The 26,496-nt window shown below is 71.8% G+C and carries 28 protein-coding genes; 20 read left to right on the plus strand and 8 right to left on the minus strand.

Going from position 1 to position 26,496, the window contains the following annotated elements:
* Window positions 1–108 precede the first annotated feature (108 nt).
* Window positions 109–1,401, plus strand: a complete 1,293-nt coding sequence (locus tag KUV85_RS09605; protein ID WP_237690122.1) for a citrate synthase — start codon at window positions 109–111, stop codon at window positions 1,399–1,401.
* Window positions 1,402–1,517: 116 nt separating this feature from the next.
* The gene (locus tag KUV85_RS09610) at window positions 1,518–3,149 is read left to right on the plus strand and encodes a long-chain-fatty-acid--CoA ligase (RefSeq protein ID WP_219959670.1); all 1,632 of its coding nucleotides are present in this window, start codon (window positions 1,518–1,520) and stop codon (window positions 3,147–3,149) included.
* Between the two features lie 8 nt (window positions 3,150–3,157).
* Here the strand turns inward: KUV85_RS09610 and KUV85_RS09615 are convergent, their stop codons facing one another.
* Window positions 3,158–3,754 carry a class I SAM-dependent methyltransferase gene (locus KUV85_RS09615; protein WP_219959671.1) on the minus strand — a complete coding sequence of 199 codons (597 nt, stop codon included), beginning with the start codon at window positions 3,752–3,754 and terminating at the stop codon, window positions 3,158–3,160.
* A complete protein-coding gene (gene truA / locus KUV85_RS09620; RefSeq protein WP_219959672.1) occupies window positions 3,754–4,575 on the minus strand; it encodes a tRNA pseudouridine(38-40) synthase TruA in 822 nt (273 codons plus the stop codon). Before truA ends, KUV85_RS09615 begins: the two co-directional genes overlap by 1 nt.
* A gap of 42 nt (window positions 4,576–4,617) precedes the next feature.
* On the opposite strand from truA, the gene xseA reads away from it, so the two are divergent.
* Both xseA and KUV85_RS09630 read left to right on the plus strand, forming a co-directional pair.
* Window positions 4,618–5,853, plus strand: a complete 1,236-nt coding sequence (xseA, locus tag KUV85_RS09625) for an exodeoxyribonuclease VII large subunit (protein WP_219959673.1) — start codon at window positions 4,618–4,620, stop codon at window positions 5,851–5,853.
* Window positions 5,846–6,076, plus strand: a complete 231-nt coding sequence (locus tag KUV85_RS09630) for an exodeoxyribonuclease VII small subunit (RefSeq protein WP_219959674.1) — start codon at window positions 5,846–5,848, stop codon at window positions 6,074–6,076. The genes xseA and KUV85_RS09630 overlap by 8 nt, the downstream gene beginning before the upstream one ends.
* Here the strand turns inward: KUV85_RS09630 and KUV85_RS09635 are convergent, their stop codons facing one another.
* Window positions 6,077–6,646 (minus strand): DUF4245 family protein, encoded by a 570-nt coding sequence (locus tag KUV85_RS09635; protein WP_219959675.1) that lies wholly within the window; start codon window positions 6,644–6,646, stop codon window positions 6,077–6,079.
* 110 nt (window positions 6,647–6,756) lie between these two features.
* Between KUV85_RS09635 and KUV85_RS09640 the strand changes: the two genes are divergently transcribed.
* The 5 genes from KUV85_RS09640 to KUV85_RS09660 all read left to right on the plus strand — a co-directional run bounded on the left by KUV85_RS09640 (window position 6,757) and on the right by KUV85_RS09660 (window position 10,615).
* Window positions 6,757–7,152 (plus strand): TOBE domain-containing protein, encoded by a 396-nt coding sequence (locus tag KUV85_RS09640; protein WP_219959676.1) that lies wholly within the window; start codon window positions 6,757–6,759, stop codon window positions 7,150–7,152.
* Window positions 7,149–7,889 (plus strand): molybdate ABC transporter substrate-binding protein, encoded by a 741-nt coding sequence (modA, locus tag KUV85_RS09645; RefSeq protein ID WP_219959677.1) that lies wholly within the window; start codon window positions 7,149–7,151, stop codon window positions 7,887–7,889. The genes KUV85_RS09640 and modA overlap by 4 nt, the downstream gene beginning before the upstream one ends.
* Window positions 7,886–8,683 carry an ABC transporter permease gene (locus KUV85_RS09650; RefSeq protein ID WP_219959678.1) on the plus strand — a complete coding sequence of 266 codons (798 nt, stop codon included), beginning with the start codon at window positions 7,886–7,888 and terminating at the stop codon, window positions 8,681–8,683. The genes modA and KUV85_RS09650 overlap by 4 nt, the downstream gene beginning before the upstream one ends.
* Window positions 8,680–9,654 (plus strand): ABC transporter ATP-binding protein, encoded by a 975-nt coding sequence (locus KUV85_RS09655; protein WP_219959679.1) that lies wholly within the window; start codon window positions 8,680–8,682, stop codon window positions 9,652–9,654. The genes KUV85_RS09650 and KUV85_RS09655 overlap by 4 nt, the downstream gene beginning before the upstream one ends.
* Window positions 9,655–9,742: 88 nt before the next feature.
* Window positions 9,743–10,615 (plus strand): sulfotransferase domain-containing protein, encoded by an 873-nt coding sequence (locus KUV85_RS09660; RefSeq protein ID WP_219959680.1) that lies wholly within the window; start codon window positions 9,743–9,745, stop codon window positions 10,613–10,615.
* An 11-nt stretch (window positions 10,616–10,626) separates the two neighbouring features.
* On the opposite strand, the gene KUV85_RS09665 is transcribed toward KUV85_RS09660, so the two are convergent.
* The gene (locus KUV85_RS09665) at window positions 10,627–11,463 is read right to left on the minus strand and encodes an alpha/beta fold hydrolase (protein ID WP_219959681.1); all 837 of its coding nucleotides are present in this window, start codon (window positions 11,461–11,463) and stop codon (window positions 10,627–10,629) included.
* Between the two features lie 57 nt (window positions 11,464–11,520).
* Here KUV85_RS09665 and KUV85_RS09670 point away from each other — a divergent pair, with 57 nt between their 5' ends.
* Both KUV85_RS09670 and glpX read left to right on the plus strand, forming a co-directional pair.
* Window positions 11,521–11,895 (plus strand): MerR family transcriptional regulator, encoded by a 375-nt coding sequence (locus tag KUV85_RS09670; RefSeq protein ID WP_219959682.1) that lies wholly within the window; start codon window positions 11,521–11,523, stop codon window positions 11,893–11,895.
* Between the two features lie 70 nt (window positions 11,896–11,965).
* Window positions 11,966–12,976: a class II fructose-bisphosphatase gene (glpX, locus tag KUV85_RS09675; protein WP_219959683.1), complete on the plus strand. Its 1,011-nt coding sequence runs from the start codon at window positions 11,966–11,968 to the stop codon at window positions 12,974–12,976.
* On the opposite strand, the gene KUV85_RS09680 is transcribed toward glpX, so the two are convergent.
* On the minus strand, window positions 12,944–13,774 hold the full coding sequence (locus tag KUV85_RS09680; protein ID WP_219959684.1) for an esterase/lipase family protein: 831 nt from the start codon (window positions 13,772–13,774) through the stop codon (window positions 12,944–12,946). The genes glpX and KUV85_RS09680 overlap by 33 nt on opposite strands.
* 91 nt (window positions 13,775–13,865) lie before the next feature.
* Here KUV85_RS09680 and KUV85_RS09685 point away from each other — a divergent pair, with 91 nt between their 5' ends.
* The 6 genes from KUV85_RS09685 to KUV85_RS09710 all read left to right on the plus strand — a co-directional run bounded on the left by KUV85_RS09685 (window position 13,866) and on the right by KUV85_RS09710 (window position 20,498).
* A complete protein-coding gene (locus KUV85_RS09685) occupies window positions 13,866–14,798 on the plus strand; it encodes an alpha/beta fold hydrolase (RefSeq protein ID WP_219959685.1) in 933 nt (310 codons plus the stop codon).
* Window positions 14,799–14,841: 43 nt separating this feature from the next.
* The gene (locus tag KUV85_RS09690; RefSeq protein WP_219959686.1) at window positions 14,842–16,074 is read left to right on the plus strand and encodes a DUF4032 domain-containing protein; all 1,233 of its coding nucleotides are present in this window, start codon (window positions 14,842–14,844) and stop codon (window positions 16,072–16,074) included.
* A 174-nt stretch (window positions 16,075–16,248) separates the two neighbouring features.
* Complete coding sequence (locus tag KUV85_RS09695) at window positions 16,249–17,514, plus strand: extracellular solute-binding protein (protein WP_219959687.1); 1,266 nt, start codon at window positions 16,249–16,251, stop codon at window positions 17,512–17,514.
* A complete protein-coding gene (locus KUV85_RS09700) occupies window positions 17,511–18,443 on the plus strand; it encodes a carbohydrate ABC transporter permease (RefSeq protein WP_219959688.1) in 933 nt (310 codons plus the stop codon). Before KUV85_RS09695 ends, KUV85_RS09700 begins: the two co-directional genes overlap by 4 nt.
* Window positions 18,443–19,291, plus strand: coding sequence for a carbohydrate ABC transporter permease (locus KUV85_RS09705; protein ID WP_219959689.1), 849 nt, complete (start codon window positions 18,443–18,445; stop codon window positions 19,289–19,291). The genes KUV85_RS09700 and KUV85_RS09705 overlap by 1 nt, the downstream gene beginning before the upstream one ends.
* Before the next feature lie 7 nt (window positions 19,292–19,298).
* Window positions 19,299–20,498 carry an ABC transporter ATP-binding protein gene (locus KUV85_RS09710; protein WP_219959690.1) on the plus strand — a complete coding sequence of 400 codons (1,200 nt, stop codon included), beginning with the start codon at window positions 19,299–19,301 and terminating at the stop codon, window positions 20,496–20,498.
* A gap of 9 nt (window positions 20,499–20,507) precedes the next feature.
* Here KUV85_RS09710 and KUV85_RS09715 read toward each other — a convergent pair whose 3' ends face one another.
* From KUV85_RS09715 to KUV85_RS09725, 3 genes are read right to left on the minus strand one after another with little or no spacing between them, the layout of a single operon-like run.
* Window positions 20,508–22,160 carry a glycoside hydrolase family 13 protein gene (locus KUV85_RS09715; protein WP_219959691.1) on the minus strand — a complete coding sequence of 551 codons (1,653 nt, stop codon included), beginning with the start codon at window positions 22,158–22,160 and terminating at the stop codon, window positions 20,508–20,510.
* 39 nt (window positions 22,161–22,199) lie between these two features.
* A complete protein-coding gene (locus tag KUV85_RS09720) occupies window positions 22,200–23,930 on the minus strand; it encodes a sulfatase-like hydrolase/transferase (protein ID WP_219959692.1) in 1,731 nt (576 codons plus the stop codon).
* Window positions 23,923–24,744, minus strand: a complete 822-nt coding sequence (locus KUV85_RS09725) for an HAD family hydrolase (RefSeq protein ID WP_219959693.1) — start codon at window positions 24,742–24,744, stop codon at window positions 23,923–23,925. The genes KUV85_RS09720 and KUV85_RS09725 overlap by 8 nt, the downstream gene beginning before the upstream one ends.
* A 157-nt stretch (window positions 24,745–24,901) precedes the next feature.
* On the opposite strand from KUV85_RS09725, the gene mftA reads away from it, so the two are divergent.
* Genes mftA through mftC form a run of 3 tightly spaced genes read left to right on the plus strand, consistent with a single transcriptional unit; the run spans window position 24,902 to window position 26,486 of the window.
* Window positions 24,902–24,994 (plus strand): mycofactocin precursor MftA, encoded by a 93-nt coding sequence (gene mftA / locus KUV85_RS09730; protein WP_219959694.1) that lies wholly within the window; start codon window positions 24,902–24,904, stop codon window positions 24,992–24,994.
* Window positions 24,994–25,278: a mycofactocin biosynthesis chaperone MftB gene (gene mftB, locus KUV85_RS09735; protein ID WP_219959695.1), complete on the plus strand. Its 285-nt coding sequence runs from the start codon at window positions 24,994–24,996 to the stop codon at window positions 25,276–25,278. Before mftA ends, mftB begins: the two co-directional genes overlap by 1 nt.
* Window positions 25,275–26,486, plus strand: a complete 1,212-nt coding sequence (gene mftC, locus KUV85_RS09740) for a mycofactocin radical SAM maturase (protein WP_219959696.1) — start codon at window positions 25,275–25,277, stop codon at window positions 26,484–26,486. Before mftB ends, mftC begins: the two co-directional genes overlap by 4 nt.
* Window positions 26,487–26,496 lie beyond the last annotated feature (10 nt).

Consider the following 26,496-nt stretch of genomic DNA (forward strand, 5'->3'; position numbering starts at 1 on the left):
AAGAATACGGTCAGCGGGAGGGGCGGTCAAAATCGGTACGGCGCCCGGGAGCCACGCTTCAAGACACCGGGTTCACGCCGCGTGCGGGCGCCCATTACGGTGAATCGCGTGACTGACTCTCTGACCGTACGCGACAACCGCACCGGAGCGGAGTACGAACTCCCGATCACCGACGGCACCATCCGCGCCGCCGACCTCGGGCAGATCAAGGCCGACGACGACAGCCCCGGCCTGGCTGCCTACGATCCCGGCTTCGTCAACACGGCCTCCTGCCGCAGCGCCGTCACCTACATCGACGGTGAGGCGGGCATCCTGGAGTACCGGGGCTACCCGATCGAGCAGCTCGCCGAGCACTCGAACTTCCTCGAGGTGGCCTACCTGCTCATCCACGGTGAGCTGCCCACCCAGGAGCAGTACCAGGCCTGGGAGCACGACATCACCTACCACACGTTCGTGCACGAGAACGTGAAGAGCTTCATGCAGGGCTTCCGGTACGACGCCCACCCCATGGGGATGCTGATGGCCTCGGTCGGTGCGCTGTCGACGTTCTACCCCGAGTCGCGCACGATCAGCGACGCGGAGAACCGTCGCATGCAGATCGTGCGGATGATCGCCAAGATGCCCACCCTGGGCGCCTGGTCGTTCCGTCACGCGCAGGGCAAGCCGTACGTCTACCCGGACAACGACCTGTCCTACACCGAGAACTTCCTCTCGATGCTGTTCAAGATGAGCGAGTACAAGTACGAGCCGGACCCGCGCATCGCGAAGGCACTCGACACGCTGTTCATCCTCCACGCCGACCACGAGCAGAACTGCTCGGCCAACGCCGTGCGCTCGGTCGGCTCCTCCCAGGTCGACCCGTACTCCGCGGTCGCCTCCGGCGTGGGTGCGCTCTTCGGCCCGCTGCACGGCGGCGCCAACGAGTCGGTGCTGCGGATGCTGCGCCGCATCGGCTCGACGGAGAACATCCCCTCCTTCATCGAGGGCGTCAAGAACGGCAACGAGCGGCTCATGGGCTTCGGCCACCGGGTCTACAAGAACTACGACCCGCGCGCGAAGATCATCAAGAAGGCCGCGGACGACGTCTTCGAGGTCACCGGCGTGACCAACCCGCTGCTGGACATCGCCAAGGAGCTGGAGAAGATCGCCCTCGAGGACGAGTACTTCATCCAGCGCAAGCTCTACCCGAACGTGGACTTCTACTCGGGGCTGATCTACGAGGCGCTGCAGTTCCCGCCGGAGATGTTCACCGTCCTCTTCGCGATCGGCCGCACCCCCGGCTGGCTCGCCCAGTGGGAGGAGCTGGTGCAGGACAAGGAGCAGAAGATCGCCCGCCCCAAGCAGATCTACACCGGCGACCGCGGGCTGGAGTTCGTGCCCGCCTCCAAGCGCTGGGCCTGAGCGACCCGACGCACTCCACCGAGCCCGCGGTGCGCCCCCGAGAGGGGTCGCCGCGGGCTCGTTCGTTGCACGGCCCACGCTTGAGCGCGAATGTGGCGTGGGCCACAATCGGTGCCGTGACGAATCCAGCCGCGCAGCACACGACCTCGAGCATCGACACCAACTGGCCGCCGGCCGTCCCGGCGGAGCCGACCTACATCGACGACCGCCTCAACCACTGGGCCGCCGCGACGCCGGACGCCGAGGCGATGACCTACCTGGGGCGCACCTGGACCTGGCGCGAGTGGCACGACCGCGTGCACCGCGCTGCCGGCGGCCTGCGCGAGATGAACATCGCCCGCGGCGACATCGTGTCCTTCCTGGACAAGAACCATCCCGCATGCGTCGAGGTCAGCCTGGCGGCCGGCTCCATCGGCGCCGCCAACGCCATCGTCAACTGGCGCTCCTCGGCCGACGAGGTCGAGTACGCCCTCAACGACTGCCGCGCACGCGTGCTCTTCGTGGGCCAGGAGCTGCTGCCGACGGTGGCGGCGATCCGCGACCGGCTCCCCCACGTCGAGCGGATCGTCGCGGTGACCCCCGACGGCGTCGACTGCGAGTACGAGGAGTTCCTCGCCGGGTCCGAGCCGGTCGAGGACGGTCCCGACGTCCTGGCGGACGACACCTGCCTGATCATGTACTCCTCTGGCACCACCGGCCGCCCCAAGGGCGTGATGCTGACCCACCGCAACATGGTCAGCCACACCGTCAACGCCCACGACGGCTGGGGTTTCGACGAGGGCGACAAGTCCATGGTCGCGATGCCGCTGTTCCACGTGGGCGGCTCCTCCTACGTGCTGTTCGGCATCCACGACGGCGTCCCGAGCGTCATGACCCGCGACCCCGACGGCGCCTCGCTGGCCGGCGCGATCATGGCCGGCGCCAACCGCACCTTCCTGGTGCCCGCGGTCCTCGCGCAGGTGCTGCAGTCCGGCGAGGACGCGATCAAGCTCTTCGGCGCGCTGAAGACCTACACCTACGGCGCGGCGCCGATGCCGCCACCGCTGCTGCGGGCCGCCATGGAGGCATGGCCCGAGACCGAGTTCATCCAGGTCTACGGCCTCACCGAGGTGGCCGGCGTCGCCACCCACCTGATGCCCGAGGAGCACCGCAGCGCCGTGGCCGGCGACCGGCCCGAACGACTGGTCTCGGCGGGCAAGGCGATCCCCGAGTGCGAGGTGCGCGTCGTCGACGTGGCCACCGGCGAGGGGCTCACGACCGGAGAGTCCGGCGAGATCTGGTTGCGCACACCGCAGCTGATGAAGGGCTACCTGGGCAAGCCGGAGGCGACGGCGGAGGTGATCACCGAGGACGGCTGGTTCCGCACCGGCGACATCGGCCACCTCGACGCCGACGGGTACCTCTACGTGTCCGACCGGCTCAAGGACATGATCATCACCGGCGGCGAGAACGTGTACTCCCCCGAGGTCGAGCGCGTCCTCAGTGAGCACCCGGCCGTGATGGAGGTCGCCGTGATCGGCGTCCCCGACGACACCTGGGGCGAGTCGGTCAAGGCGGTCGTGGCCCTGCACGAGGGCCAGCAGGCCACCGAGCAGGAGATCATCGACCACTGCCGCGAGCACCTGGCCCACTTCAAGTGCCCGCGTTCGGTCGAGGTCGTCGAGGCGCTGCCGCGCAACCCCACCGGCAAGATCCTCAAGAAGGACCTGCGCCAGGAGGCCTGGGCCGACCGCGACCGTTCGGTGTAGGCAGCGCCTCAGCGGCGGTGGCTGGCGAGCACCCGGAACCCCTTGGCACTGGCGAGGCGCTCGGTGGGGTGGCCCTGCTCGGTCAGCCACCGCTGCAACGAATCGGCACCGAGGTTCTTGCCCACGACCATCACGGCCCGTCCGCCGGGCGCGAGCCGCGGCAGCCAGGTCAGCAGCAGCTCGTGCAGCGCGGGCTTGCCGATGCGGATCGGCGGGTTGGACCAGATCTCGTCGTACGTCGCCGCCGGGTCGACCGCGTCCGGTGTGCGGGCGGTGAACCGGTCGGCGACCCCGAGCCGCTCGGCGTTCTCGGCCGCGAGCGCGACGGCGCGCTGGTTGACGTCGACCGCGGTCACGGCCGCGTCGGGCACCGCCCGCGCCACGGCCAGTCCGATCACCCCGTAGCCGCAGCCCAGGTCCAGCACGCGCCCCGGAGCGGGCGGCTCGGTCGCGCGGAAGAGCACCTCGGTGCCCTTGTCCAGGCGCCCCTGGGCGAACACGCCGGACCCACTCACCAGGTCGAGGTCCTGGCCCCACACCGTCGTCCGCACCGGGACGCGGCGGAACTCGGCCGTGGGGTCGGCGGAGAAGTAGTGGTCGCTCATCACCGACTCCCCCGTGCCGGCTCGCCACGCTTGGCGGAGGTCTGGGTGACACGGGCGGCGAGGTCCTCTTCGGCCGGGTAGGCGACCTCCTCCAGGGTCAGGCCGTGGGCGTGCAGCACCGCGACCGACGGGTCGCGGCGTCGCGCCCCCAGGATCTCCGCGGCCCACTCCGGGGAGCGGCGCCCCTCCCCGATGGCGACCAGGCAGCCCACCAGCGCACGCACCATGGAGTGGCAGAACGCATCGGCACGGACGTGGCCCACCAGCACCCCTGCCTCGTCGCGCGACCAACGCAGCTCCTGCAGGGTGCGGATCGTGGTGGCGCCGGGACGCTGCTTGCAGAAGGAGGCGAAGTCGTGGAGCCCGACCAGCGTCTCGGCGCCGGCGTTCATCGCGGCCACGTCCAGCGGTCGTGGCCAGGCGAGCACGTGGTGGCGCTGCAACGGGTCCAGGGCCGCGGCGCCGTCGGCGATGCGGTAGGCGTAGCGCCGCCACAGCGCGGCGAACCGCGCGTCGAAGTGGTCGGGGGCGCGGCGTACGCCGCGGATGCGCAGGTCCGCCGGCAGTACGCCGTTCAGCCGCCGGGTGAGCTTGTCGACCTGGTCGTCCTCGACCGTGTCGGGCACGTCGCAGTGCGCGACCTGGCCGCGGGCATGGACGCCCGCGTCGGTGCGCCCCGCGCACACCACCCGCACCTCGGGCAGCCGCAGCACCGTCGCCACCGCGGGCTCGAGCTCGCCCTGCACCGTACGGAGTCGGGGCTGGGCGGCCCACCCGTGGAAGTCGGTGCCGTCATAGGCGAGGTCGATCCGCAGCCGCACGGCGGCAGCCTACGGGCCCGGGCATGCCCTAGGGTCCGGGGCGTGGCACTGGAGACGTCCGTGGAGAAGCCGGCACCGGTCCGGGCGATCGCCAACGCCATCTCCGGTTGGATCGACCGGCTCGGCGCCGTGTGGGTCGAGGGCCAGGTCGCCCAGGTCAACCGCCGCCCCGGCATGGCGACGGTGTTCCTGACGCTGCGCGACTCGGTCGCCGACATCTCCGTCACCGTCACCTGCTCGCGGGTGTACTACGACAGCCTGCCGGCGCCGATCCAGGACGGCGCCAGCGTCGTCGTGCACGCCAAGCCGTCCTACTACGCCAACCGCGGCACCCTGTCGCTGCAGGCGCGCGAGATCCGGGCCGTGGGCCTGGGCGAGCTGATGGCGCGCATCGAACATCGCCGCCAGCTGCTCGCCGCCGAGGGCCTCTTCGCCGCCGAACGCAAGCGACCGCTCCCCTTCCTCCCCGGCCGGATCGGGTTGGTCACCGCTCCCAACTCCGCGGCCGAACGGGACGTGCTGGACAACACGACGCGACGCTGGCCCGGCGTCGCCTTCGAGGTGGTCCACGCCGCGATGCAGGGCCCGCGGTCGGCCGAGGAGGTGATCGAAGGGCTCCGGCGCCTCGACCGCGACCCGTCGGTCGAGGTCATCGTCATCGCGCGCGGTGGTGGCTCCTTCGAGGACCTGCTCTCGTTCTCCGACGAGGGCCTCCTCCGCGCCGTCTCCGCGGCACGGACCCCGGTGGTGAGTGCCATCGGCCACGAGCCCGACACTCCCCTGCTGGACCTCGTGGCCGACCTGCGCGCCTCCACGCCGACCGATGCCGCCAAGCACATCGTCCCCGACGTCGTCCACGAGTCCGCGGGCGTCACCCAGGCGCGCCAGCGGCTGCGCCGCGCGGTGCAGGTCCGGGTGGATCGCGAGCAGCAGCGGCTCGACGCGCTCCGGTCCCGGCCGGCGCTGGCCGACCCCCGTTCCCTGGTCGACGACCGCCTCGCCGAGCTCGACGACCACCGGGTGCGGATGCGGCGTACGCTCGGGCACCGGCTCGACCGCGCCGCCGACGACGTCGCCCACCACCGCGCGCGTGCCCGGGCGCTGTCGCCGCTGGAGACGCTGCGCCGCGGCTACGCCGTGCTGCAGGACGGCGAGGGCCACGTGCGCACCAGCGTCGCCGACGTCGGCGCCGGCGAGACCATGACCGTCCGGGTCGCCGACGGCCGCCTGCACGTCACCACCGACCACGCCGAGCTGCTCGAGGAGAGCGATGACTGACCCCACCGACGCGACCGAGGCCGAGCAGGGCCTCACCTACGAGGAGGCCCGCGAGGAGCTCGTCCAGGTGGTCCAGCAGCTCGAGACCGGAGGCATCACCCTGGAGGAGTCCCTGGCGCTGTGGGAGCGCGGCGAACGTCTCGCGACCCGGTGCCAGGAGTGGCTCGACGGCGCGCGCGAGCGGCTCGACGCCGTGCTCGACGCGGACGCCGAGGAGGACTGATCAGTCCCGCAGTTGCTCGCGGGTGAGGCTCTCGATCACGATCTGGAGCTCCTCGGGCGAGGCCGATCCGTAGACGAGCACGGTGGTGTCGCCCACCTCGGCGGCGTACGCCGTGTCGCCGCCGAGGTCGGTGTAGCCCGCCCACTCCGAGGCCACCGACCTCGTGGCGTCGTAGCCGGGAGCGTCGCTGATGTCCTGCTCGTCCTCGTCGACGTGGCGCCGCAGGAGGGTGCCTGCGGACTCGTCGGCCTGGCTGATGCCCACGAAGTCGTCCTCCGCGGTGAGCAGCTTGAGCCCGTAGGAGTTCGCCGTCCCGGGGTCGACCTCGAAGCCGGTGGCGATCCATCCGCCCGGCAGTGACGAGGGGTAGACGGGACGCTGCCCCGCGTCCTGCGCCGCGCCGATCGCCTCGGTGTAGTCGATGGGCGTGGGCTCGACCTCCGGCGCCGAGCGGAACAGGCCCATCAGCCAGACCACCAGCAGCACCAGCACGCCGATGACCAGCAACGAGGCCACCAACCCGCTGGCCGATCGCTGGTAGCGCCCCGGCTTCCCGTTCTGCTCGCTCATGGTGGCGCCATCCTCCCATCCCCGACCCGAGCCTCCCCGGCACCCCAAGTACTCACGCAGATGCGGGGCCAAATGTGGCTTTTGCTCCGCAGGTGCGGAAGACTTCCACCGTGACGACCTATCGGATCGCGGAGGCAGCCGAGGTGCTCGGCGTCAGTGACGACACCGTGCGGCGCTGGATCGAGGCAGGCCGCCTGCCCAGCACCACCGACCGTGGGCGCTCGGTGGTGGCCGGAGACGACCTCGCCGCGCTCGCCGCGTCCCTGGTCGACGCCGCCGAGCACGACCGCACCCGTGGTGGCTCGGTCAGCGCGCGCAACCGGATGACCGGCATCGTGACCCGCGTGGTCGCCGACGGGGTGATGGCGCAGATCGAGATGGTCTGTGGCCCCTACCGGGTCGTGTCGCTGATGAGCAGCGAGGCCGCCACCGAGCTCGGCCTCGAGCCGGGCGTGCGAGCGATCGCCTCGGTGAAGTCCACCGCGGTGGTGGTGGAGACCCCGTGACCCGTCACCTCCTCGCCGCGACCGTCCTCGCACTGGTGGCCCCCCTCGCCGCCTGCTCGCCCGGCGGCGACGCACCGACCGTGCGGGTGCTGGCCGCGGCGTCGCTGACCGATGCCTTCACCGACCTGGCCGAGGACTTCGAGGCCGCCCACCCCGACGTCGAGGTCGAGCTCTCCTTCGCCTCCAGCACCAGCCTCGCCGAGCAGGCGGCCGACGGCGCTCCGGGCGACGTCCTCGCGACCGCCGACCCGGCGGCGATGCGGGTCGCGACCGACGCCGACGCCGCCGGAGAACCCACGCGGTTCGCCACCAACGTCGTGGTCATCGCCACCGCGCCCGGCAACCCGGCCGGGATCACCGACCTCTCCTCGCTCGCCGGGACGACGTGGGTCCGGTGCGCCGACCAGGCGCCCTGCGGTCGCGCCTCGCGGGAGCTGCTCGACGCCGCGGGCGTCGACGCCGAGCCCGCCAGCCTGGAGGAGGACGTACGGGCCACCCTGGAGAAGGTCACCTCGGGCGAGGCCGACGCCGGGCTGGTCTACGCCACCGACGCCCGCGCCGCCAGCGACGCCGTCACCGCCGTGGAGGTGCCGGACGCCGACACGGTCGCCAACGACTACCTCGTGGCGCCGCTCGCCCAGTCCGAGCACCCGGACCTGGCCGAGGACTTCGTCGAGCTCGTGACCGGCCCGGAGGGCCAACGCGTGCTCGGCGAGGCCGGCTTCCGGTCGCCATGAGGCGCGCCGACCCGCTCGGTCGGGCACCCCTGGTCCTGCTGCTGCCGGCGCTGCTCGCGCTGGGCGTGCTGGTCGCGCCACTGCTGACCCTCGTGCTGCGCACCGACTACCTCCGACTGGCCGACCAGCTCGGCGACGAGACCGTGCAGCAGGCGCTGTGGCTCTCGGTCACGACCTCGACCGCCGCCACGCTCGCCTGCTTCGTGCTCGGGCTGCCCCTGGCATGGCTGCTGGCGCGCGTGGAGTTCCGCGGACGCCGAGTGGTGCGGGCCCTGGTGATCGTGCCGATGGTGCTGCCGCCGGTGGTCGCCGGCATCGCCCTGCGCACCGCGTTCGGCCGCACCGGCGTGCTCGGCGAGCCGTTGCTGCAGGCCACCGGCTTCGCGTTCCCCTACACCGCGTGGGGCGTCGTGCTCGCCCACACCTTCATCGCGCTGCCGTTCGTGGTCATCAGCATCGAGGGCGGGCTGCGGGCCGCCGGGGCGGCGTACGACGCGGCGGCGGCATCCCTCGGCGCCACCCGGTGGACGACGTTCCGGCGCGTGACGGTGCCGCTCGCGCTGCCGGGGATCGCCGCGGGACTGGTGCTGGGGTGGGCGCGGTCCCTGGGCGAGTTCGGCGCCACCATCACCTTCAACGGCAACTACCCCGGCGCGACCCAGACGATGCCGACGCTGATCTACCTCGAGCGCCAGCGCGACACCGACGCCGCGCTGGCGCTGAGCCTGCTGATGCTGCTCATCTCCGTGGCCATCCTCGCGGCGCTGCGTGACCGCTGGCTGGTGACGACGTGACGCTCGACGCCCGCCTCGAGGTGCCCGACCGGCTCGACGTGGCCCTGACGGCCGCGCCCGGCGACGTGGTCGCCGTCGTCGGGCCCAACGGCGCGGGCAAGACCACGTTGGTCCAGGCGCTCGCCGGCCTGCAGCCGGCCGCCGGCAGCGCGACGCTGGCCGGGACCGACCTCACCGGCCTGCCGGCACGCGAGCGCCGGATCGGTCTGGTCTTCCAGGACCAGCGGCTCTTCCCCCACCTGGACGCGGTGGAGAACGTCGCGTTCGGTCCCCGCAGTCGCGGCGTACGCCGTCCGGAGGCACGGGCACTGGCACAGGAGTGGCTCACGCGACTGGGGGTGGCCGATCTCGCGCACCGGCGGCCGGGTGCGCTCTCGGGCGGCCAGGCACAGCGGGTGGCGATCGCCCGCGCGCTCGCCGCCGACCCGGACCTGCTGCTGCTCGACGAGCCGTTCACCGGGCTGGACGTCGGCGTCGCAGCGGCGCTGCGCATCGAGCTGGCCCACCACCTCGCGGAGTTCGGGGGCGTCACCGTGATGGTGACCCACGACGCGCTGGACGCGCTGACCCTGGCGACCCGGGTCGTGGTCCTCGACGAGGGACGGGTCGCGCAGACCGGGACGCCCGACGAGGTGGCCGCACGCCCGCGGACCGAGCACGTCGCTCGCCTGGTGGGGCTCAACGTGCTGCGCGAGGGCGACACCTTCCGCGCGTTCTCGCCGTCCTCGGTCGCGGTGTCGCTCGCGCGGCCCGACGGGTCCGCGCGCAACTGCTGGCTCGGGCGGGTCCGCAGTGCGGCGCCGCACGGGGACGCCGTACGGCTGCGCACCGCCGGCGAGGTCGACCTCATCGCCGACGTCACGCCCGGCGCGGTGCGCGAGCTGGCCCTGGCCCCCGGCCAGCAGGTCTGGCTCTCGGTCAAGGAGACCGCGGTGACGACCTACCGGGCTGGGACCGGACCTGAGACGTGAAGCAGCCGGCGGCCAGCGCTGACCGGCGATGGTCGACGCCGCTGCAGTGATCCGTGGCGCGGTGCGGACCACCTCCTAGAGTTCTCCCATGGAGCCTCCGGTGCGCTACATGTCCCCGGACGAGGACAGTGCCCGTTGGTCGGAACTCTCGCTGCGCCCGGGCGACGTCGTGATCAGCACCCGCTCGAAGAGCGGTACGACGTGGATGCAGCAGATCTGCCTGTCGCTCGCACTGGGCAGGGCCGAACTCCCCGATGCGCTCGCCCGGCTGTCGCCCTGGGTCGACTGGCTCGCCGAGCCGATCGAGGACGTGAGCGCACGTCTCGCGGCGCAGGCCCAGCCGCGCGTGCTCAAGACCCACACCCCGCTCGACGGCATCCCGCTCGATCCCCGGGTGACCTACATCGTGGTCGCCCGGCACCCACTGGACGCGGCGGTCTCCCTCTACCACCAGGGGGAGAACCTGAACCGTCGACGAATCTGGCAACTGACCGGTGCGCAACCACCTCCGTGGCGCCCACGGTTGAAGGAATGGCTCCTTCGCTGGATCCACGACGACGTCGACCCACGTGAGTCCCTGGACTCCCTTCCGGGTGTGATGTGGCACCTCACTGACGCCTGGTCCCGACAGGGAGCGCCCAACGTCCACCTGGTCCACTACGCGGACCTCCTGAACGACCTCGACAGCGAGATGCGTCGCGTCGCCGACATCCTCGACGTCCCTGTCGACGAGGGCGCCTGGCCGTCGCTGGTCCACGCAGCCACCTTCTCGTCGATGCGGGCGCGGGCAGCCGAGTCGGCGCCGGCTTCGAACGGGCTGTTGAAGGACCCGTCCGCGTTCTTCCGGCGCGGCACGGTCGGTGACGGGGAAGCCCTGCTCACGGCCGACGAACGAGCGCGCTACGAGGATCGGGTCGGCGGCCTCGGCCCTCCAGAGCTCATCGACTGGTTGCACCGCTGATCCGACGGTCATCATCGATCGCGCGGCGGTCGGGCCCGGTGCCTGACGGCGTGCACGAGGTCGTCGACCGCGTCGACCTGGACGAGGTGCCCGGCACCGGGCACGACCGTGGGGGCCGGGGCGCCGAGAGCGGCGGCCAGCCGGTGCGCGTGCTCGACGGGCAACCAGGCATCCTCCGCACCCCAGACGACGGCGGTCGGACAACGCACGTGCGGCAGCAGGTCCTCCACCTCGACGGTCCACTGCTCGTCGGCCTGGGCGATCTGGGCGTAGAACGCCGCCCGTCCCCGGGCGCCGAGCCACGGGTCGACGATCCCCGCCAGGGTCGCATCGTCGAGCGAGCCGTGGACCGCTCCCCTGACGTAGGCCTCGACCAGGCCCCGGTGCATGGCCTCGGGCAGTGCCGCGAAAACCTCCGCGTGGTCCCGGACCAGGCGGAAGAAGTCCGAGCCCCACGGCCGGAGCACCACCGCATCGACGAGCACCAGCGTGGAGTAGTCACACCCGTGGAGCAGGTGGGCCCGCAGGGCGGTGGCACCACCGATGTCGTGGGCGACCACGACGGGATCCCGCAGCTGCCAGTGGTCGAGCAGCGCGGCCAACGCCCTGCCCTGCACCCCCAGGTCGACGGCGTGGTGAGCCGCCTTGGAGGACCGGCCGTAGCCGGGCATGTCCCAGAGGTGGACGGTGTGGTCGGCAGCCACCCGTGCCACGAGGTCCGTCCAGACCTCGGAGGAGAACGGAGTGCCGTGGCAGAGCACCAGCGGCGGTCCCTGCCCGACCCGTCGCCAGGCGATCTCCCGGCCGTCCCAGTCGAAGGTCTGCCACTGCTCGTCGTTGCGGTGCATGCGATGAACGTAGGGATTCAGGTTGACCTGAAGGCAAGGGCTGGACACGATGCCTGGGTGCGGATCGGTGAGGTGGCGCGGCAACTGGAGATCGACGCGCATGTCCTGCGCCACTGGGAGGACGTCGGCGTGGTCCGGCCGGCCCGGAGCCCGCAGGGCTACCGGGAGTACGACGAGGAGAGCCTCGCCCGTCTCCGCGTCGTCCGACAGTGCCAGGAGGCCGGGATGAGCCTGGCGCAGATCCGCGGCGTCCTGGACCGGACCGAGGACGGGCGGGAGGCAGTGATCCGCGCCCACCAGCAGGTGGTCCGTTCGCAGTTGCTCCTGCTCGAGCGCACCTCGACCTTCCTCGACCACGTGCTGACGTGCCGCCACTCCCTGATGTCGCGCTGCCCCGACTGCGCGGCGTACAGCGACGGCGACCGACCGTGATCCCCACCGTGCGCGACACGACCCCGCAGCACGGATGAGGGACGCGGTCGTTCCCGGATAGGGTTCTCCCATGGTTCCCGAGTCCCCGAATCCGACTGCTCCCGACCGCAACCTGGCGCTGGAGCTCGTCCGCGTCACCGAGGCCGCCGCCATGGCGGCCGGCCGGTGGGTCGGCCGGGGAGAGAAGAACGGCGCCGACGGGGTCGCCGTGGAGGCGATGCGGGTGATGATCTCCTCCATCGGCATGCGGGGCACCGTGGTGATCGGCGAGGGCGAGAAGGACGAGGCGCCCATGCTCTTCAACGGCGAGGCCGTCGGTGACGGCACCGGCGCCGAGTGCGACGTCGCCGTGGACCCGATCGACGGCACCACGCTCACCGCCAAGGGCATGAACAACGCCGTCGCGGTGCTGGCGGTCTCCCCCCGCGGCACCATGTACGACCCCTCGGCGGTGTTCTACATGGAGAAGCTCGTGACGGGCCCCGAGGCCGCCGACGTCGTGGACATCCGCGCCTCGGTGTCGGACAACATCCACGCCGTGGCCAAGGCCAAGGGCCGCAACGCCTCCGACGTGACCGTGGTGGTGCTGGACCGTCCGCGGCACGACCAGATGGTCGAGGAGATCCGCAGCACGGGAGCGCGGATCAAGTTCATCACCGACGGTGACGTCGCCGGCGCGATCATGGCGGCCCGTCCCGACACCGGCATCGACATCCTGATGGGCATCGGCGGCACCCCTGAGGGCATCATCGCCGCCTGCGCCATGAAGTGCATGGGCGGCGTGCTCCAGGGTCGGCTGTGGCCCAAGGACGACGCCGAGCGCCAGAAGGCCATCGACGCCGGCCACAACCTGGACCCCGACCACGTGCTGCTCACCGACGACCTGGTGACCGGCGACGACGCCTACTTCGTGGCCACCGGCATCACCGACGGCGAGCTGCTGCGCGGCGTGCGCTACCGCGGCGGCGGTGCCACCACGCAGTCACTGGTCATGCGCTCCCACAGCGGCACCATCCGCACCATCACCTCGGAGCACTCGCTGCAGAAGCTACGCGGTTTTTCCGCGATCGACTTCGACTGAGACCTCGCCCGCACCGACCAGCGCGGCGGTGACGGCCCGCGCGACCTGCGGGTCCAGCGCCATGCCGATGTGGGACGCGGTCACCTCGACGGGCTCGCCCGCCGGGTCGATGCAGGCCTGCCAGTCGACGATGCCGTCGCGCTGGGAGTAGACGTTGGTCAGCCCGATCCCCGCCGGGAGCGGAGTCTGCGCCTCGGTGAAGCTCGCCTCCGCGCACGCTCCGCCGACGCACTGGCGCGACATCACGCCGGGCACGCCGACGCTGCTGAGCGTCGCCAGCATGTGCACCCCGCCGGTGAGCACCTTGTGGTGGGCGGCCGGCGCCATGATCGGGCTGCCCATGGTGACCACGCCCGCGACCAGGTCGGGACGGCGTACGGCGACGCCGCGGGCGATCATGCCTCCGAGGCTGTGGCCGACGACGTGGACGCGGGCGTCGCGGCGTTCGACGATCGACTCCAGGCGCGCCTCCACCAGCGCGGCGGCGTCCAGGGTGCAGCTGACGTTGGCGAGGATGCCCGAGCGGTAGGTGCGGAATCCCTCGCTGCGCAGTTCCGCGGCCAGGGCTCGCAGCGTCCAGTCCCCGGCGAGGAAGCCCGGCACCAGCAGCACCGGCTCGGCGCGGCGCGGCCGCGGACGCTCGGCCCAGGACCGGCGCCGGTCGGCCCGCTTGCGCGCCCCGCGATGGAGCACCAGGCGGCCGGCCTCGCACATCACGCTGCCTTCGTGGGTCAGTGCCCGCAGGCGTGGCCGCTCGAATCCCTCCGGGAGCAGGAACGGCGCCAGGATGTCAGCCATACCGGGACGTTAACCCAGTTGAAACCTGGATTGGTGGGTTCTGGCCAATCCGGGCGTCGCCCCACGCGGCCCGGTCTGTTTGACTGCCCCCATGTCCACCACCGACGGCACCGCCGGTTCCGAGGAGCTCATCGCCCCCCTCGGACCCGATCTCGAGCTGTGCTACCAGACCTTCGGCTCCCCCGACGACGAGCCGCTGCTGCTCGTCATGGGCCTCGGCGGACCGATGACCTGGTGGCCGCGTGAGCTCTGCGAGCGCCTGGCCGACCGCGGCTTCTACGTCGTGCGCTACGACAACCGCGACACCGGCAGGTCCAGCCGGATGGACCAGCGCGTACGCCGCAGCCACCTGGTCCGCGCGTTCCTCGGCGCCGCGGGCTCCCCGCCGTACTCCCTGACCGACCTCGCGGGCGACGCCGTCGGGCTGCTGGACCACCTCGGGATCTCCAGCGCCCACGTCGCCGGCGTCTCCATGGGCGGGATGATCGCCCAGACCGTGGCGCTCGAGCACCCCGACCGCGTGCGCTCGCTCACCTCGATCATGTCCACCACGGGCCGGCGGACCGTCGGCTGGCAGCACCCGGCGCTGCTGCCGTCGCTGTTGTGGTCCCGCGGCGAGCGCGAGGGCTACATCGAGTCCAGCGAGAAGCTGTGGCGCATCATCGGCTCGCCGGACTACCCCACCAGCGCCCAGGAGCTGCGCGACCGTGCGGGCGAGACCTTCGACCGCGGGATGAGCCGCATGGGCGTGATGCGCCAGATGCTGGCCATCCTGGGCCAGCCCGACCGCACCGACGCGCTCGGCGCCCTGACGGTGCCCACCGCCGTGGTGCACGGGCGGGCGGACAAGATGGTGCACGTCTCCGGCGGCCGCGCCACGGCGACCGCGATCCCCGGTGCCGAACTGGTCCTGGTCCGGGGCATGGGCCACGACCTCCCCGCGGGCCTGTACGAGACGTTCGTGGCCACCATCCGCCGCACGGCCGACCGGGCGCGCCGGACCGTGGGCGCGGAGACTCCGTAGCGACCCGTCCCCACCGGCGCCGGTCCGACGTAGGTTGGACGCCATGGCGCTGCATGTCGTGGCCACGCGCAGCGACGGGAGCGTGTTCACGCTGCCGTGGTCGACGCCGCTGGCCGAGTGGGACGAGCGGTACGTCGTCCCCGCGGCCCGGGGACTGTCGCGCCACGTCGTCCGCATCGTCCGGGTCGACCAGCAGATGCTGGCGGTCAAGGAGACCGACGAGCGCATCGCGTTCCGCGAGTACCGCCTGCTGCGGGAGCTGCAGCGGCTCGGGCAACCCGTCGTCGTGGCCCGCGCCGTGGTCACCGGCCGCCGGACCGAGGACGGCACCGAGCTCCCGGCGGCCCTGGTCACCGACCACCTGCACTACTCGCTGCCCTACCGGACGCTGTTCCAGCACGGCATGCAGGGCGAGCAGCTGCCACTGCTGGTCGACGCGCTGGTCGTGCTGCTGGTCCGCCTGCACCTGGCCGCGTTCCACTGGGGCGACGTGTCGCTGTCCAACGCGCTGTTCCGTCGCGACGCCGGTGGCTTCGCGGCGTTCCTCGTCGACGCCGAGACCGGCGAGCTGCACCCGACGCTGTCGGAGCAGATGCGCGAGCACGACGTGGCGGTGGGGCTGGAGAACGTCTTCGCCGAGCTGCTGGACCTGCAGGCGGCCGGCGACCTCGACCCGGACGTCGCGGCCCACGACGTGGTCGAGCTGCTCTCCGAACGCTACCGCGCACTGTGGCAGGAGGTGACGGCCGCGGAGGAGTTCGATGCCGCCGAGTGGTGGCGGGTCGAGGAACGCCTGGGGCGGCTCAACGACTTGGGTTTCGACGTCGACGAGCTCGACGTCCGGGCCGACGGCGAGCGGGTCCGGATCACCCCGAAGGCGGTCGAGGCCGGGCACCACCGACGCGAGCTGCGCGAGCTCACCGGCCTCAACGTCGAGGACGAGCAGGCCCGCAAGCTGCTCAACGACCTCGCCGCGTTCACGGCGGCACACGACCTCGGCGCGCTGGACCGCGCCACGGTGGCACGTCGATGGCTCACCACCGTCTACACCCCGCTGGTGGGGCTCGTGCCCGCCGAACGCAGCGCCGAGGTGAACCCGCCGGAGTACTTCCACGAGGTGATGGAGCACCGCTGGCGGCTCTCGGAGCAGGCCGGGTACGAGGTCGACATCTTCGGGGCCGCGACCGACTTCATCGAGCACGTGCTGCCGAACCGGCCGCCCGACGTGCAGTGGCGGACCGACGCGACGGGTGGCCCGGGCACCGGATCGCCCTGAGGTCCTTCCCCACTCTGGACAAACCCCTCCCATGGGGACAAAGTGGCACTGATCACACCTTCGTTTCGGGAGGATTCGATGGCGAATCGGTCGGAGGGATCGCGGTCGGCACCGGCCGTGCGAGGTCCGAGCAGGCGAGCGCGCGGGCGCATCGCGGCCCTCGCCGCGCTCGGGATGTCCACCGCCCTGTTGGCCGCATGCGGCGCCGAGGGCAAGCCGGAGCTCCACTGGTACGTCAACCCCGACGGCGTCGACACCTTCGAGACCTACGCCGACACCTGCTCCACCGACGAGTACGACATCTCCGTGGAGCAGCTTCCCTCCAGTGCCACCGACCAGCGGGTGCAGCTCGCCCGCCGCCTCGCGGCCGAGGACTCCTCCACCGACCTGATGAACCTCGACCCGGTCTTCGTGGCGGAGTTCGCCAACGCCGGGTGGCTGGCCGAGGTGCCCGAGGAGACGGCCGAGGAGATCATGGGCAGCGTCGAGGGGCAGGGCAGCTACCTCGCCGGCGCGGCCGAGACGGTCATCTGGGACGACACGGTCTACGCCCTGCCGCAGTGGGCCAACACCCAGGTGCTCTGGTACCGCAAGTCGCTGGCCGAGGCGGCCGGGCTCGACATGACCCAGCCCGTCACGTGGCAGCAGATCATCGACGCGGCCGCCACCGAGGGCGGCAGTGTGGGGGTGCAGGCCAACCGCTACGAGGGGTACGTCGTCTGGCTCAACGCACTGATCCAGGGCGCCGGCGGCGAGATCGTCGGCAACACCGAGGCCGGTCGTGACGCCGAGGTCGAGCTCGACTCCGACGCAGGTCGTGCCGCGGCCGGCGTGGTCCAGGCCCTCGCGGACTCCGACGCCGCCCAGCCCGACCTCTCGGTCTCCAACGAGGGCACCGTGCTCGGACCGATGTGGACCGACCCCGGTGAGTTCATGGTCAACTGGACCTTCGTCTACGCGACCTACCGCGACACCGTCGGCCAGCCCGGCGGCCCGGCCGACGAGCAGGCGTTCGAGGACCTCGGGTGGGCGCGCTACCCCGCCACGGTCGAGGGTGAGGAGTCGCGTCCGCCCATCGGTGGCATCCACATCGGTGTCGGCGCCTACTCCGACCACCCCGACCACGCCGCCGAGGCCGCCGCGTGCGTCACCTCGACCCAGGCGCAGGTCGACCTCGCGCTCAACAACGGCCTGATGCCCTCCACCGAGGAGGCCTACGAGGAGGTCGCCGACAGCGGCGAGTTCCCCGAGGACCTCATCGACCTCTACCGCACGAGCGTGGACACCGGCGGCCCACGCCCCAAGAGCGCGTTCTACCCGTTGATCTCCAACGCGGTGCAGGACCAGTGGCACTCGCCCGCATCGGTCGACCCGGACCGCACGCCACAGCGGTCCGCGGACTTCCTGCGAGCCGTGCTGAGCGGGGAGGAGCTGCTGTGACCGGCGCCCACGTCGCCACCGCGCCGACCGGCGGCGCCGTCGACAGCGACCGCACCCGTGCGGAGAACAGCCTCGGCCGACGGCTCGTGCTGCCGGCCGTGGTGTTGATGCTGCTCGTCACGGCGTTCCCGATGCTCCGTGCGATCTGGCTCTCGACGTTCGACTACTCCCTGACCGCACCCGACGAGCGCAGCTTCGTCGGGCTGTCGAACTACTGGACCGCGCTCACCGACGACCTGTTCTGGCAGACGACCGGCATCACCGTCTTCTACATGGTCTTCACGGTCGCGGTCGAGCTCGTCATCGGCTTCGCGTTCGCAATGGTGATGCACCGGGTGATCTTCGCCCGAGGCGTCGTCCGCACCTCGATCCTGATCCCCTACGGCATCATCACCGTCGTCTCGGGCTTCGCCTGGCAGTTCGCGTTCTCCTCGACCAACGGCTTCGTCAACGGCTGGCTGCCCTTCATCGGCGACGACTTCAACTGGTTCGGCGAGTCGATGCCGGCGATCGTGGCGATCTGCGTCTCGGAGATCTGGAAGACCACGCCCTTCATGTCGCTGCTGCTGCTCGCCGGCCTCGCGCAGGTGAGCGAGGACATGCTCGAGGCGGCCAAGGTCGACGGGGCGACGTGGTGGCAGCGGCTGTTCAAGGTGATCCTGCCCAACATGCGGGCCGCCATCATGGTCGCGGTGCTGTTCCGGGCGCTGGACGCCTACCGCATCTTCGACAACATCTTCGTGATGACCAACGGCGCCCAGGACACCGCCTCGATCAGCTTCCTGACCTACCGACAGACCATCGAACAGTTCCAGCTCGGGCTGGGCTCGGCCCTCTCGGTCCTGCTCTTCCTCTCCGTCCTGCTGGTCGCCTACCTGATCGTCAAGCTGTTCCGGGTGGACCTGGCCGCTGCCCGGCAGGAAGGGTGATGACCGCCGTGAAGAAGCTCGGACTCCCCCTCGGCATCCTGCTCATCCTGGCGTGGTGCCTGCTGCCCGTGGTCTGGATCATCTCCCTCTCGCTGAAGTCGGAGGAGTCGATCACCGCCGGCAACCCCGGGTTCCTGCCCGCCGAGGGCACCTTCGTCGGCTGGGAGAACTACGAGAAGGTCCTCACCGACCCGTTGTACGACTACTTCCCGCGGGCGATCCTGAACTCGATCGGGATCAGCCTGATCGCGACCCTGCTCTCGGTCATCGTCGCCACGCTGGCGGCGTACGCCATCGCGCGGCTGGAGTTCCGCGGCAAGCGACTCGTGCTCTCGATCTCGCTGGCCATCGCGATGTTCCCGGTCGTGTCGCTGGTCGGTCCGCTGTTCGACATGTGGCGCGCGTTCGGCATCTACGACACCTGGCCGGGCCTGATCATCCCCTACATGTCCTTCACGCTGCCGTTGGCGATCTGGACGCTGTCGGCCTTCTTCCGCGAGATCCCGTGGGAGCTGGAGCAGGCCGCACAGGTCGACGGCGCCACGTCGTGGCAGGCCTTCCGCAAGGTGATCGTGCCGCTGGCCGCCCCCGGTGTCTTCACCGCCGCGATCCTGACGTTCTTCTTCGCCTGGAACGACTTCGTCTTCGGGATCTCGCTGACCTCGACCGAGGCGGCGCGCCCCATCCCGGCGTCCCTCGCCTTCTTCGTCGGCTCCGACCCGTTCAACCGACCGGCGTCGCTCCTGGCGGCCGCAGCGGTCCTCGCGACCATCCCGATCATCGTCATCGTCCTGATTTTCCAGCGCAAGATCGTCGCCGGCCTGACCTCCGGCGCAGTGAAGGGGTGAGCCCACCGTGGCGACCATCGACATGAACCACATCGTCAAGCGGTACGGCGACGGCTTCCCGGCCGTCAACGACGTCAGCATCGACGTGCAGGACGGCGAGTTCATGATCCTCGTCGGACCGTCGGGGTGCGGCAAGTCCACCCTGCTGCGCATGGTCGTCGGACTGGAGGACATCACCTCCGGCGACATGGTCATCGGCGGCACGCGCGTGAACGACCTGGCACCGCGCGACCGCAACCTCGCCATGGTGTTCCAGAACTACGCGCTCTACCCCCACCTGACCGTCTTCGAGAACATCGCCTTCCCGCTGCGGCTGGCGAAGGTCGACGACGCCACGGTCGATGACAAGGTCCGGGCCGCGGCCGAGACGCTCGAGCTGACCGAGCACCTCGAACGCAAGCCCGGCAACCTCTCCGGCGGCCAGCGCCAGCGCGTCGCGATGGGTCGAGCCATCGTGCGCGAGGCCGACGCCTTCCTCTTCGACGAGCCGCTGTCGAACCTCGACGCCAAGCTGCGCGGCCAGATGCGCAGCGAGATCAGCCGCCTGCAGAAGCGGCTGGGCATCACCACGATCTACGTCACCCACGACCAGACCGAGGCGATGACGCTGGGCGACCGGGTCGCCGTCCTCAAGCGGGGCCTCCTGCAGCAGCTCGCGACGCCGCGGGAGCTCTACGAGAACCCCGGCAACCTCTTCGTCGCCAGCTTCATCGGGTCCCCGCCGATGAACTTCCTGCCCGTCACCGTCGAGGGCACCACGGCGAAGCTGCCCTTCGGCGACGTGGAGATCCCCGCCGACCGGGCCGCGAAGGCCGACGGCCGGGGCCTGCTCATCGCCGGCATCCGCCCCGAGCACTTCGAGGACGCCGCGGTCGCCCGCGGCCAGGGCGGCGGCACCTTCCGGGCGCCGATCGAGTTCGTGGAGTGGTTGGGCGACAGCATCAACGCCTTCGTGCCCTTCGAGGCGCCGGCCGAGGTCGAGGAGCAGATCGCCCAGATCGCCCAGGACACCGACAGCGAGTCCCTGCGCACCGAGCTCGTCGTGTCGCTGTCGGGCAACAGCACCATCGCTGCCGGCGACGAGGCCGAGCTCTGGGTCGACACCTCCCAGATGCACCTCTTCGACCCCGCCACCGGGGCGAACCTCACCGTCGACGAGTCCCGCGCGGGTCGCATCCCGGAGCGGGAGAAGGACGCGGTCGGCTGACCCGTCGGGTCACGACGACCGCCCGGAGCGGTCCTCGGTGTCGGGCAGCCGCACCCAGGCCGCCGTGTCCGGCGGCAGCGCCTCCCCCGCGTCGGCCGCGGAGTGGAGCAGGACCGGGCCGGGCAGCGCGACGGAGGCTCCCGAGGTGTTGAGCCAGCAGGCGAGGTCGCCACGACGGAAGGCCAGCACGCCCTCGGGCGCCGGCACCCAGGCCAAGTCGGGCGCGTCCACCCACCACTGCCGTCGCAGCGCGATGGCACGCCGGTAGAGCGTCAGCGTCGAGGCGTCGTCGTGCTCCTGCGCGGCGACCGTGAGCGGCCCCCACCCCTTCGGTTGGGGCAGCCAGGTGGCGGCGGCAGCGCCGGGCCCGAAGCCGTACGGCGGCTCCTCGCCCTGCCACGGGAGCGGCACCCGGCAACCGTCCCGGCCGACGTCGGCGCCGCCGGAGTTGTGGAAGCGGGGGTCGAGCCGGCGGTCGTCGGGGATGTCCTCGACCTCGGGGAGGCCGAGCTCGTCGCCCTGGTAGACGTACGTCGTGCCCGGCAGCGCCAGCGTCAGCAGGGCAGCCGCGCGGGCACGGCGCCGTCCCACCTCGAGGTCGACCGGCTCACCGCGCCGCTGGCGCTCCATGATCCCGTCCGCGAACGACCGCTCGGGCTGGGCGCGTCCGTAGCGCGTGACGTGGCGGACCACGTCGTGGTTGGAGAGCACCCACGTCGTGGGTGAGCCAGTGCCGGCGAGCGCGGCCCGCGCGTCGTCGATGACCTCCCGCAGCACGTCGGCGCGGAACGGCGCGAGCAGCAGGTCGAACTGGAAGGCGGTGTGCAGCTCGTCCTCGCGCACGTAGTGGGCGAGCCGCTCGTTGCTGGGCACCCACGCCTCGGCGACGAAGACCCGCGGGGCGGCGTACTCGTCGGCGATCCGGCGCCAGCGGCGGTAGACCGCGTGCACGCCGTCCTGGTCGAAGGCGGGGTGTGGTTCGCTCAGCGCCGTCGTCCCGCCCGCGTCGGGAAGGCCGTCGGCCTTCACCAAGCCGTGGGCGACGTCGACCCGGAAGCCGTCGACGCCCCGGTCGAACCAGAACCGCAGGACGTCGTCGAACTCGTCCCCGACCGCGGGATGGTCCCAGGCCAGGTCGGGCTGCTCGGGAGCGAAGAGGTGCAGGTACCACTCCCCGGGGACGCCGTCGGCACCCGTCGTGCGCGTCCAGGCGGGACCACCGAACAGGCTGGTCCAGTCGTTGGGCGGGAGCTCGCCCGATGCGCCGCGACCGGGACGGAAGTGGAACCGCGCCCGCATGGCCGGGTCCCCGGCCAGCGCGGCCCGGAACCACGGATGCTCGTGGGAGACGTGGTTGGGCACGAGGTCCAGCAGCAGCCGGATGCCGGCCGCGTGCAGCTCGGCGACCAGTGCGTCGGCGTCGGCCAGGGTGCCGTAGGCCGGATCGATGTCGCGGAAGTCGGCGACGTCGTACCCGGCGTCGTGCTGGGGCGAGGGGTACCACGGGTTGACCCAGACCGCGTCGACGCCGAGCCGCGCCAGGTGCGGGATGCGCGAGCGCAGCCCGGCGAGGTCGCCGACACCGTCCCCGTCGCCGTCGGCGAAGGAGCGCGGGTAGCACTGGTAGACGACGGCCGTGCGCCACCACTCCGGGTCGATCACGCGGACGACCCTACCCAGCGCACCGACCGCGGGACCGTCCTAGCGGGTCGCCGCGCGGCAGGCTCGCGGCGCGCAGCCGTCCCACCGCTCGAGCCGCCGCCGCAGGTCACGGGCCCACGGCTCGTCGTGGGCCTCGGCGAAGACGTTGCGGTCGGCGTACCCGCTCTCGTAGTCGTAGAGCTCCCACGCGTGGTCGGCCCGGTCCCACCGCGGGTCGAGGTCGACGCGGACCAGCAGCCCGCGCCGGCCGCGGACCGCGACGTAGGACGGGATGATCGCGAGCGTGCCCCCCACGTGCACGTCCGCGTCCACCTCACCGGGCCGGACCCGGGCATAGGTGTGCTCCAGGAAGGCGTAGCGCGCACCCGGTGCCCCGGCGTCGGCGAGGCTCGGGACGAACGACGTCCCGCTGCGCAATGCCGGTGTCCGTGCGCCGGCGAGCGCCTCGAACGTCGGCGCCAGGTCGATGTTGGAGACGAACTGCTGCCGCTCGCCCGGCGCGACGTCGGGACCGACGACCAGCAGCGGCACCCGGCTGTCGGTGTCGTACGGCGCGCCCTTGCCGCCGTTGAGCCGGTGCTGCCCGAGGTGGAAGCCGTTGTCGGAGGTGAGCACGACGTAGGCGTCATCGCCGACCGCCTGCCGGATGCGCCCCACCATGCGGTCGATCGACTGCACCATCCGCGCCCGCTCGCGCAGGAACCGCACGGCCCGCTCGTCGGTGATCCGGATCGGGTTGGTGCGCCAGGCAGGAGCCGGACCGGTGGTCCCGTCGGGGTGGAGCCGGGTCGGCGCGTTGTCGGCCCGCGGGTCGTCGTACCCGACGAGGTCGGCGAGGGTGAGGTCACCGCACGCGATCGCACCGCAGTTGCCGCCGTCCGGGACGCCCTCCGGGGCACGGTCGCGCAGGGCGGGCGGGAAGAGCGGGACGTCCGGCGGCGGCTTGACCGCACCGTGCGGCGCGTAGGTGGACACCGTGAGGAAGAACGGTGCGTCGTCGTCCCGGTGCTCGCGGATGAACCGCAGGGCGGTGCGGGAGATGTGGTGCCCGACGTAGCTGCGGTCCTGCTCGGTCTCGGGCTCGGCCTCCGGCGGCACGGGGTGCCACCGGGTGGTCATCTCGGAGCCGGGCACCTTGGTCAGGGTGCGGTAGCCCCACCCGTTGTAGCCGCCGGCGAGCACGGGTCGCCACTCGTCCCATCCCGCCACCGGCGGCGGCAGCCGGAGCTGCCCGTCGTCGTGGGAGACGTTGTAGCCGTTGAGGAACTTGCCGATGAATCCGGTGGTGTAGCCGGCCCGCTGCAGTGATCGTGCGAACTGGCGGTGCTCCAGGCCGTTCGCCTGCCAGGCGGCGTACCCGCCGATCGGGGTGTCGGGGTCGTTGGGCGTGTTGACCAGCACACCGGTCTGGTGCGGCGCCTGACCGGTGAGCAGGGCGGCGCGCGAGGGGCAGCACAGCGAGTCGACCACGAAGGCGTTGGCGTACGACGCGCCGTCGCGCTGCATCCGCAGGGCCTGCGGCATCGTCTGCAGCAGCTCGGTGGAGAAGTCGTCCATCAGCACGAAGACGATGTCGGGGCGCGCCGGCGCGTCGACGGCGGACGGGCTCGGGTCCTCCGCGGCGGCGCTCGGCGAGGCGGTCGCGGACGGCACGACCGGTGCCGCCGTCGGCTCGCCCGGGTCGCCGGTGCAGCCGGCGAGCACGACGGTGGCCAGTGCCAACGCGGTCGCGACGACCGTGCGCGGCCGCGGCCGCCCGACGCTACGCATCCGCGCCGTCCAGCAGTCGCTCCAGCACCCGGGCCACCCCGTCGTCGTCGTTGTCCGCGGTGACCTCGTCGGAGACCGCGAGGACCTCCTCGCAGGCGCCGGCGACCGCGACGGCGTGCCCTGCCCAGGCCAGCATCGAGGCGTCGTTGGGCGCGTCACCGAACGCGACGACGTCCTGCTGCGCCACGCCCCACTCGCGGCACAGCCGCGTCAATCCGCTGGCCTTGTCCGCTCCCTCCGGCTGGACCTCCACGAACGGTGCGCCCGAGCGCGTGAGGTGCAGTCCCGGCACCGCGAGGCGCCCGACCAGGCCCCACAGCGTCTGGGCGTCCATGCCCGGGTGTCGCACGATGAACTTCAGGCTCGGCCGGTCCAGCACGGCCGCGCGGGTGCCCGTCGTCATCGACTCGGGGTCGCGCTTGTGGTCGGCGTAGGTGGCGGTGGCGGCGTACGCCGGCTCGGCGAGGAAGGTCTCCCCGCGGTCGCGCACGCTGGCGTAGACCAGGCCGGGCACGGCCGCGTCCAGTGCGGTCACCAGCGCTCGTTGCGCGGTGGGAGCGATCGCGGACTCGAACAGCACCTCGCCGGTGCCGAGGTGGATCCCCAGCGCACCGTTGCTGCACAGCGCCCAGCCGTCGAAGCCCGTCGCCTCGGCCACGTCCCGCATCCCCTCGGGCTGCCGCGCGGTCACCGGCACGACGGGGATCCCCGCCGCCCGGACAGCATCGAGCGCGGCACGCGTGCGTGCACTCACCGAGAGGTCCGAGCGGAGCAGCGTGCCGTCCAGGTCGGTCGCGACCAGACGCAGGGGCACGAGGCGGATCGTAGTCGCGGAGACCGGCTCCCGTGGGGAGAACGCGACATCGGCGCGGGGCGCAAACCTCGCCCTAAACCTCTCCGTTCGGCGGGGCACAGCGCCCACGTCGATCACTAATGTGCGGGCGGTCACACCCCCACGAAAGGAGCAGCCCATGGAGCCCGAGGACGCACCGCAGACTCCCGACGTCGCCGCGGAGGACCTCATCGAGGAGGTCTCGATCGACGGCATGTGCGGCGTGTACTGATGCCGGACCCGATGCTCGAGGAGCCCTGGACGTTGTCACCGTCGGTCGCGCTGCGGCCCGAGCCGTTCGGTGCGCTCGCCTACCACTTCGGCAATCGCAAGCTCTCCTTCCTGAAGCGACCCGAGCTGGTGCGGGTGGTCCGGGCCCTCGAGCACTCGGCCGACGTGGCCCAGGCGCTGCACCGCGCCGGCGTCCCGGACTCCCAGCACGCGGCGTACGTCGCGGCGTTGCGGGGGCTGGCCGCCACCGACATGATCCGACCCCGCCCCCAGGAGGCAGCATGACCATCGCACCCGACCGTCCGGTGGGCGGCACGTTGGTGGAGCAGTTCGAGTTCGGCCTGGATGCGCCGATCTGTCTGACGTGGGAGCTGACCTATGCGTGCAACCTGGAGTGCGCGCACTGCCTGTCCAGCTCCGGGCGTCGTGACCCCGATGAGCTCTCGACCGAGCAGTGCAAGGCCGTGATCGACGAGCTGCAGCGGATGCAGGTCTTCTACGTCAACATCGGTGGTGGGGAGCCCACCATCCGGCCCGACTTCTGGGAGCTGCTGGAGTATGCGGTCGACCACCAGGTCGGGGTCAAGTTCTCCACCAACGGTGCCCGGATCACCCCGGAGCGTGCGGCGTTCCTGGCCGCGACCGACTACGTCGACGTGCAGGTCTCCCTGGACGGGGCGACCGCCGAGGTCAACGACTACGTCCGTGGCCCGGGCTCGTACGAGATGGCGCTGCGGGCGTTGGAGAACCTGCAGCAGGCCGGGTTCGCCGACGCCAAGATCTCGGTGGTCTGCACCCGGGAGAACATCGGCCAGCTCGATGAGTTCAAGGCGCTGGCCGACGCCTACGGTGCGACGCTGCGGCTGACGCGGCTGCGTCCCTCGGGGCGTGGTGCGGACGTGTGGGACGAGCTCCACCCGCTGCCCGAGCAGCAGCGCGAGCTCTACGACTGGTTGATGGCGCACGGTGAGGACGTGCTGACCGGTGACTCCTTCTTCCACCTGGCCGCGTTCGGTGAGTCCCTGCCCGGGCTCAACCTGTGCGGTGCGGGCCGGGTGGTGTGCCTGATCGACCCCGTGGGCGACGTCTACGCGTGTCCCTTCGCGATCCACGACGAGTTCCTCGCTGGCAACCTGCTCACCGACGGCGGCTTCGGCCGGGTCTGGCAGGACTCGGCGCTGTTCAACGAGCTCCGTTCGCCCCAGACCGGCGGCGCCTGCTCCTCGTGTGCGTTCTTCGACTCCTGCCGCGGGGGCTGCATGGCGGCGAAGTTCTTCACCGGCCTGCCCCTGGACGGTCCCGACCCCGAGTGCGTGCAGGGCCACGGCGAACACGCCCTGGCCGGTGACCGCGCCGTCCCTGCCGCGTCCAAGGACCACTCCCGCACCACCCCGACCCGCAACCAGCCCGTCATGCTCACGCTGGGCACCACCCGGCTGCGGCCCCCGGTCTCGCCGTGCGCCGAGGACCCGCTGGCCGACTTCACCCCCTGAGGAGAGGACC

The sequence above is a fragment of the Nocardioides panacisoli genome, from assembly GCF_019448235.1.
GTDB lineage: Bacteria > Actinomycetota > Actinomycetes > Propionibacteriales > Nocardioidaceae > Nocardioides > Nocardioides panacisoli_A.

Excerpts from the sequence above, each read along its gene's own strand:
- KUV85_RS09615 (WP_219959671.1), bottom strand. The coding sequence starts at position 3,754 with ATGAGCGACCACTACTTCTCCGCCGACCCCACGGCCGAGTTCCGCCGC.
- KUV85_RS09630 (WP_219959674.1), top strand. The coding sequence starts at position 5,846 with ATGACTGACCCCACCGACGCGACCGAGGCCGAGCAGGGCCTCACCTAC.
- KUV85_RS09635 (WP_219959675.1), bottom strand. The coding sequence starts at position 6,646 with ATGAGCGAGCAGAACGGGAAGCCGGGGCGCTACCAGCGATCGGCCAGC.
- KUV85_RS09650 (WP_219959678.1), top strand. The coding sequence starts at position 7,886 with ATGAGGCGCGCCGACCCGCTCGGTCGGGCACCCCTGGTCCTGCTGCTG.
- KUV85_RS09660 (WP_219959680.1), top strand. The coding sequence starts at position 9,743 with ATGGAGCCTCCGGTGCGCTACATGTCCCCGGACGAGGACAGTGCCCGT.
- KUV85_RS09665 (WP_219959681.1), bottom strand. The coding sequence starts at position 11,463 with ATGCACCGCAACGACGAGCAGTGGCAGACCTTCGACTGGGACGGCCGG.
- glpX (WP_219959683.1), top strand. The coding sequence starts at position 11,966 with ATGGTTCCCGAGTCCCCGAATCCGACTGCTCCCGACCGCAACCTGGCG.
- KUV85_RS09680 (WP_219959684.1), bottom strand. The coding sequence starts at position 13,774 with ATGGCTGACATCCTGGCGCCGTTCCTGCTCCCGGAGGGATTCGAGCGG.
- KUV85_RS09685 (WP_219959685.1), top strand. The coding sequence starts at position 13,866 with ATGTCCACCACCGACGGCACCGCCGGTTCCGAGGAGCTCATCGCCCCC.
- KUV85_RS09690 (WP_219959686.1), top strand. The coding sequence starts at position 14,842 with ATGGCGCTGCATGTCGTGGCCACGCGCAGCGACGGGAGCGTGTTCACG.
- KUV85_RS09695 (WP_219959687.1), top strand. The coding sequence starts at position 16,249 with ATGTCCACCGCCCTGTTGGCCGCATGCGGCGCCGAGGGCAAGCCGGAG.
- KUV85_RS09705 (WP_219959689.1), top strand. The coding sequence starts at position 18,443 with ATGACCGCCGTGAAGAAGCTCGGACTCCCCCTCGGCATCCTGCTCATC.
- KUV85_RS09720 (WP_219959692.1), bottom strand. The coding sequence starts at position 23,930 with ATGCGTAGCGTCGGGCGGCCGCGGCCGCGCACGGTCGTCGCGACCGCG.
- mftA (WP_219959694.1), top strand. The coding sequence starts at position 24,902 with ATGGAGCCCGAGGACGCACCGCAGACTCCCGACGTCGCCGCGGAGGAC.
- mftB (WP_219959695.1), top strand. The coding sequence starts at position 24,994 with ATGCCGGACCCGATGCTCGAGGAGCCCTGGACGTTGTCACCGTCGGTC.
- mftC (WP_219959696.1), top strand. The coding sequence starts at position 25,275 with ATGACCATCGCACCCGACCGTCCGGTGGGCGGCACGTTGGTGGAGCAG.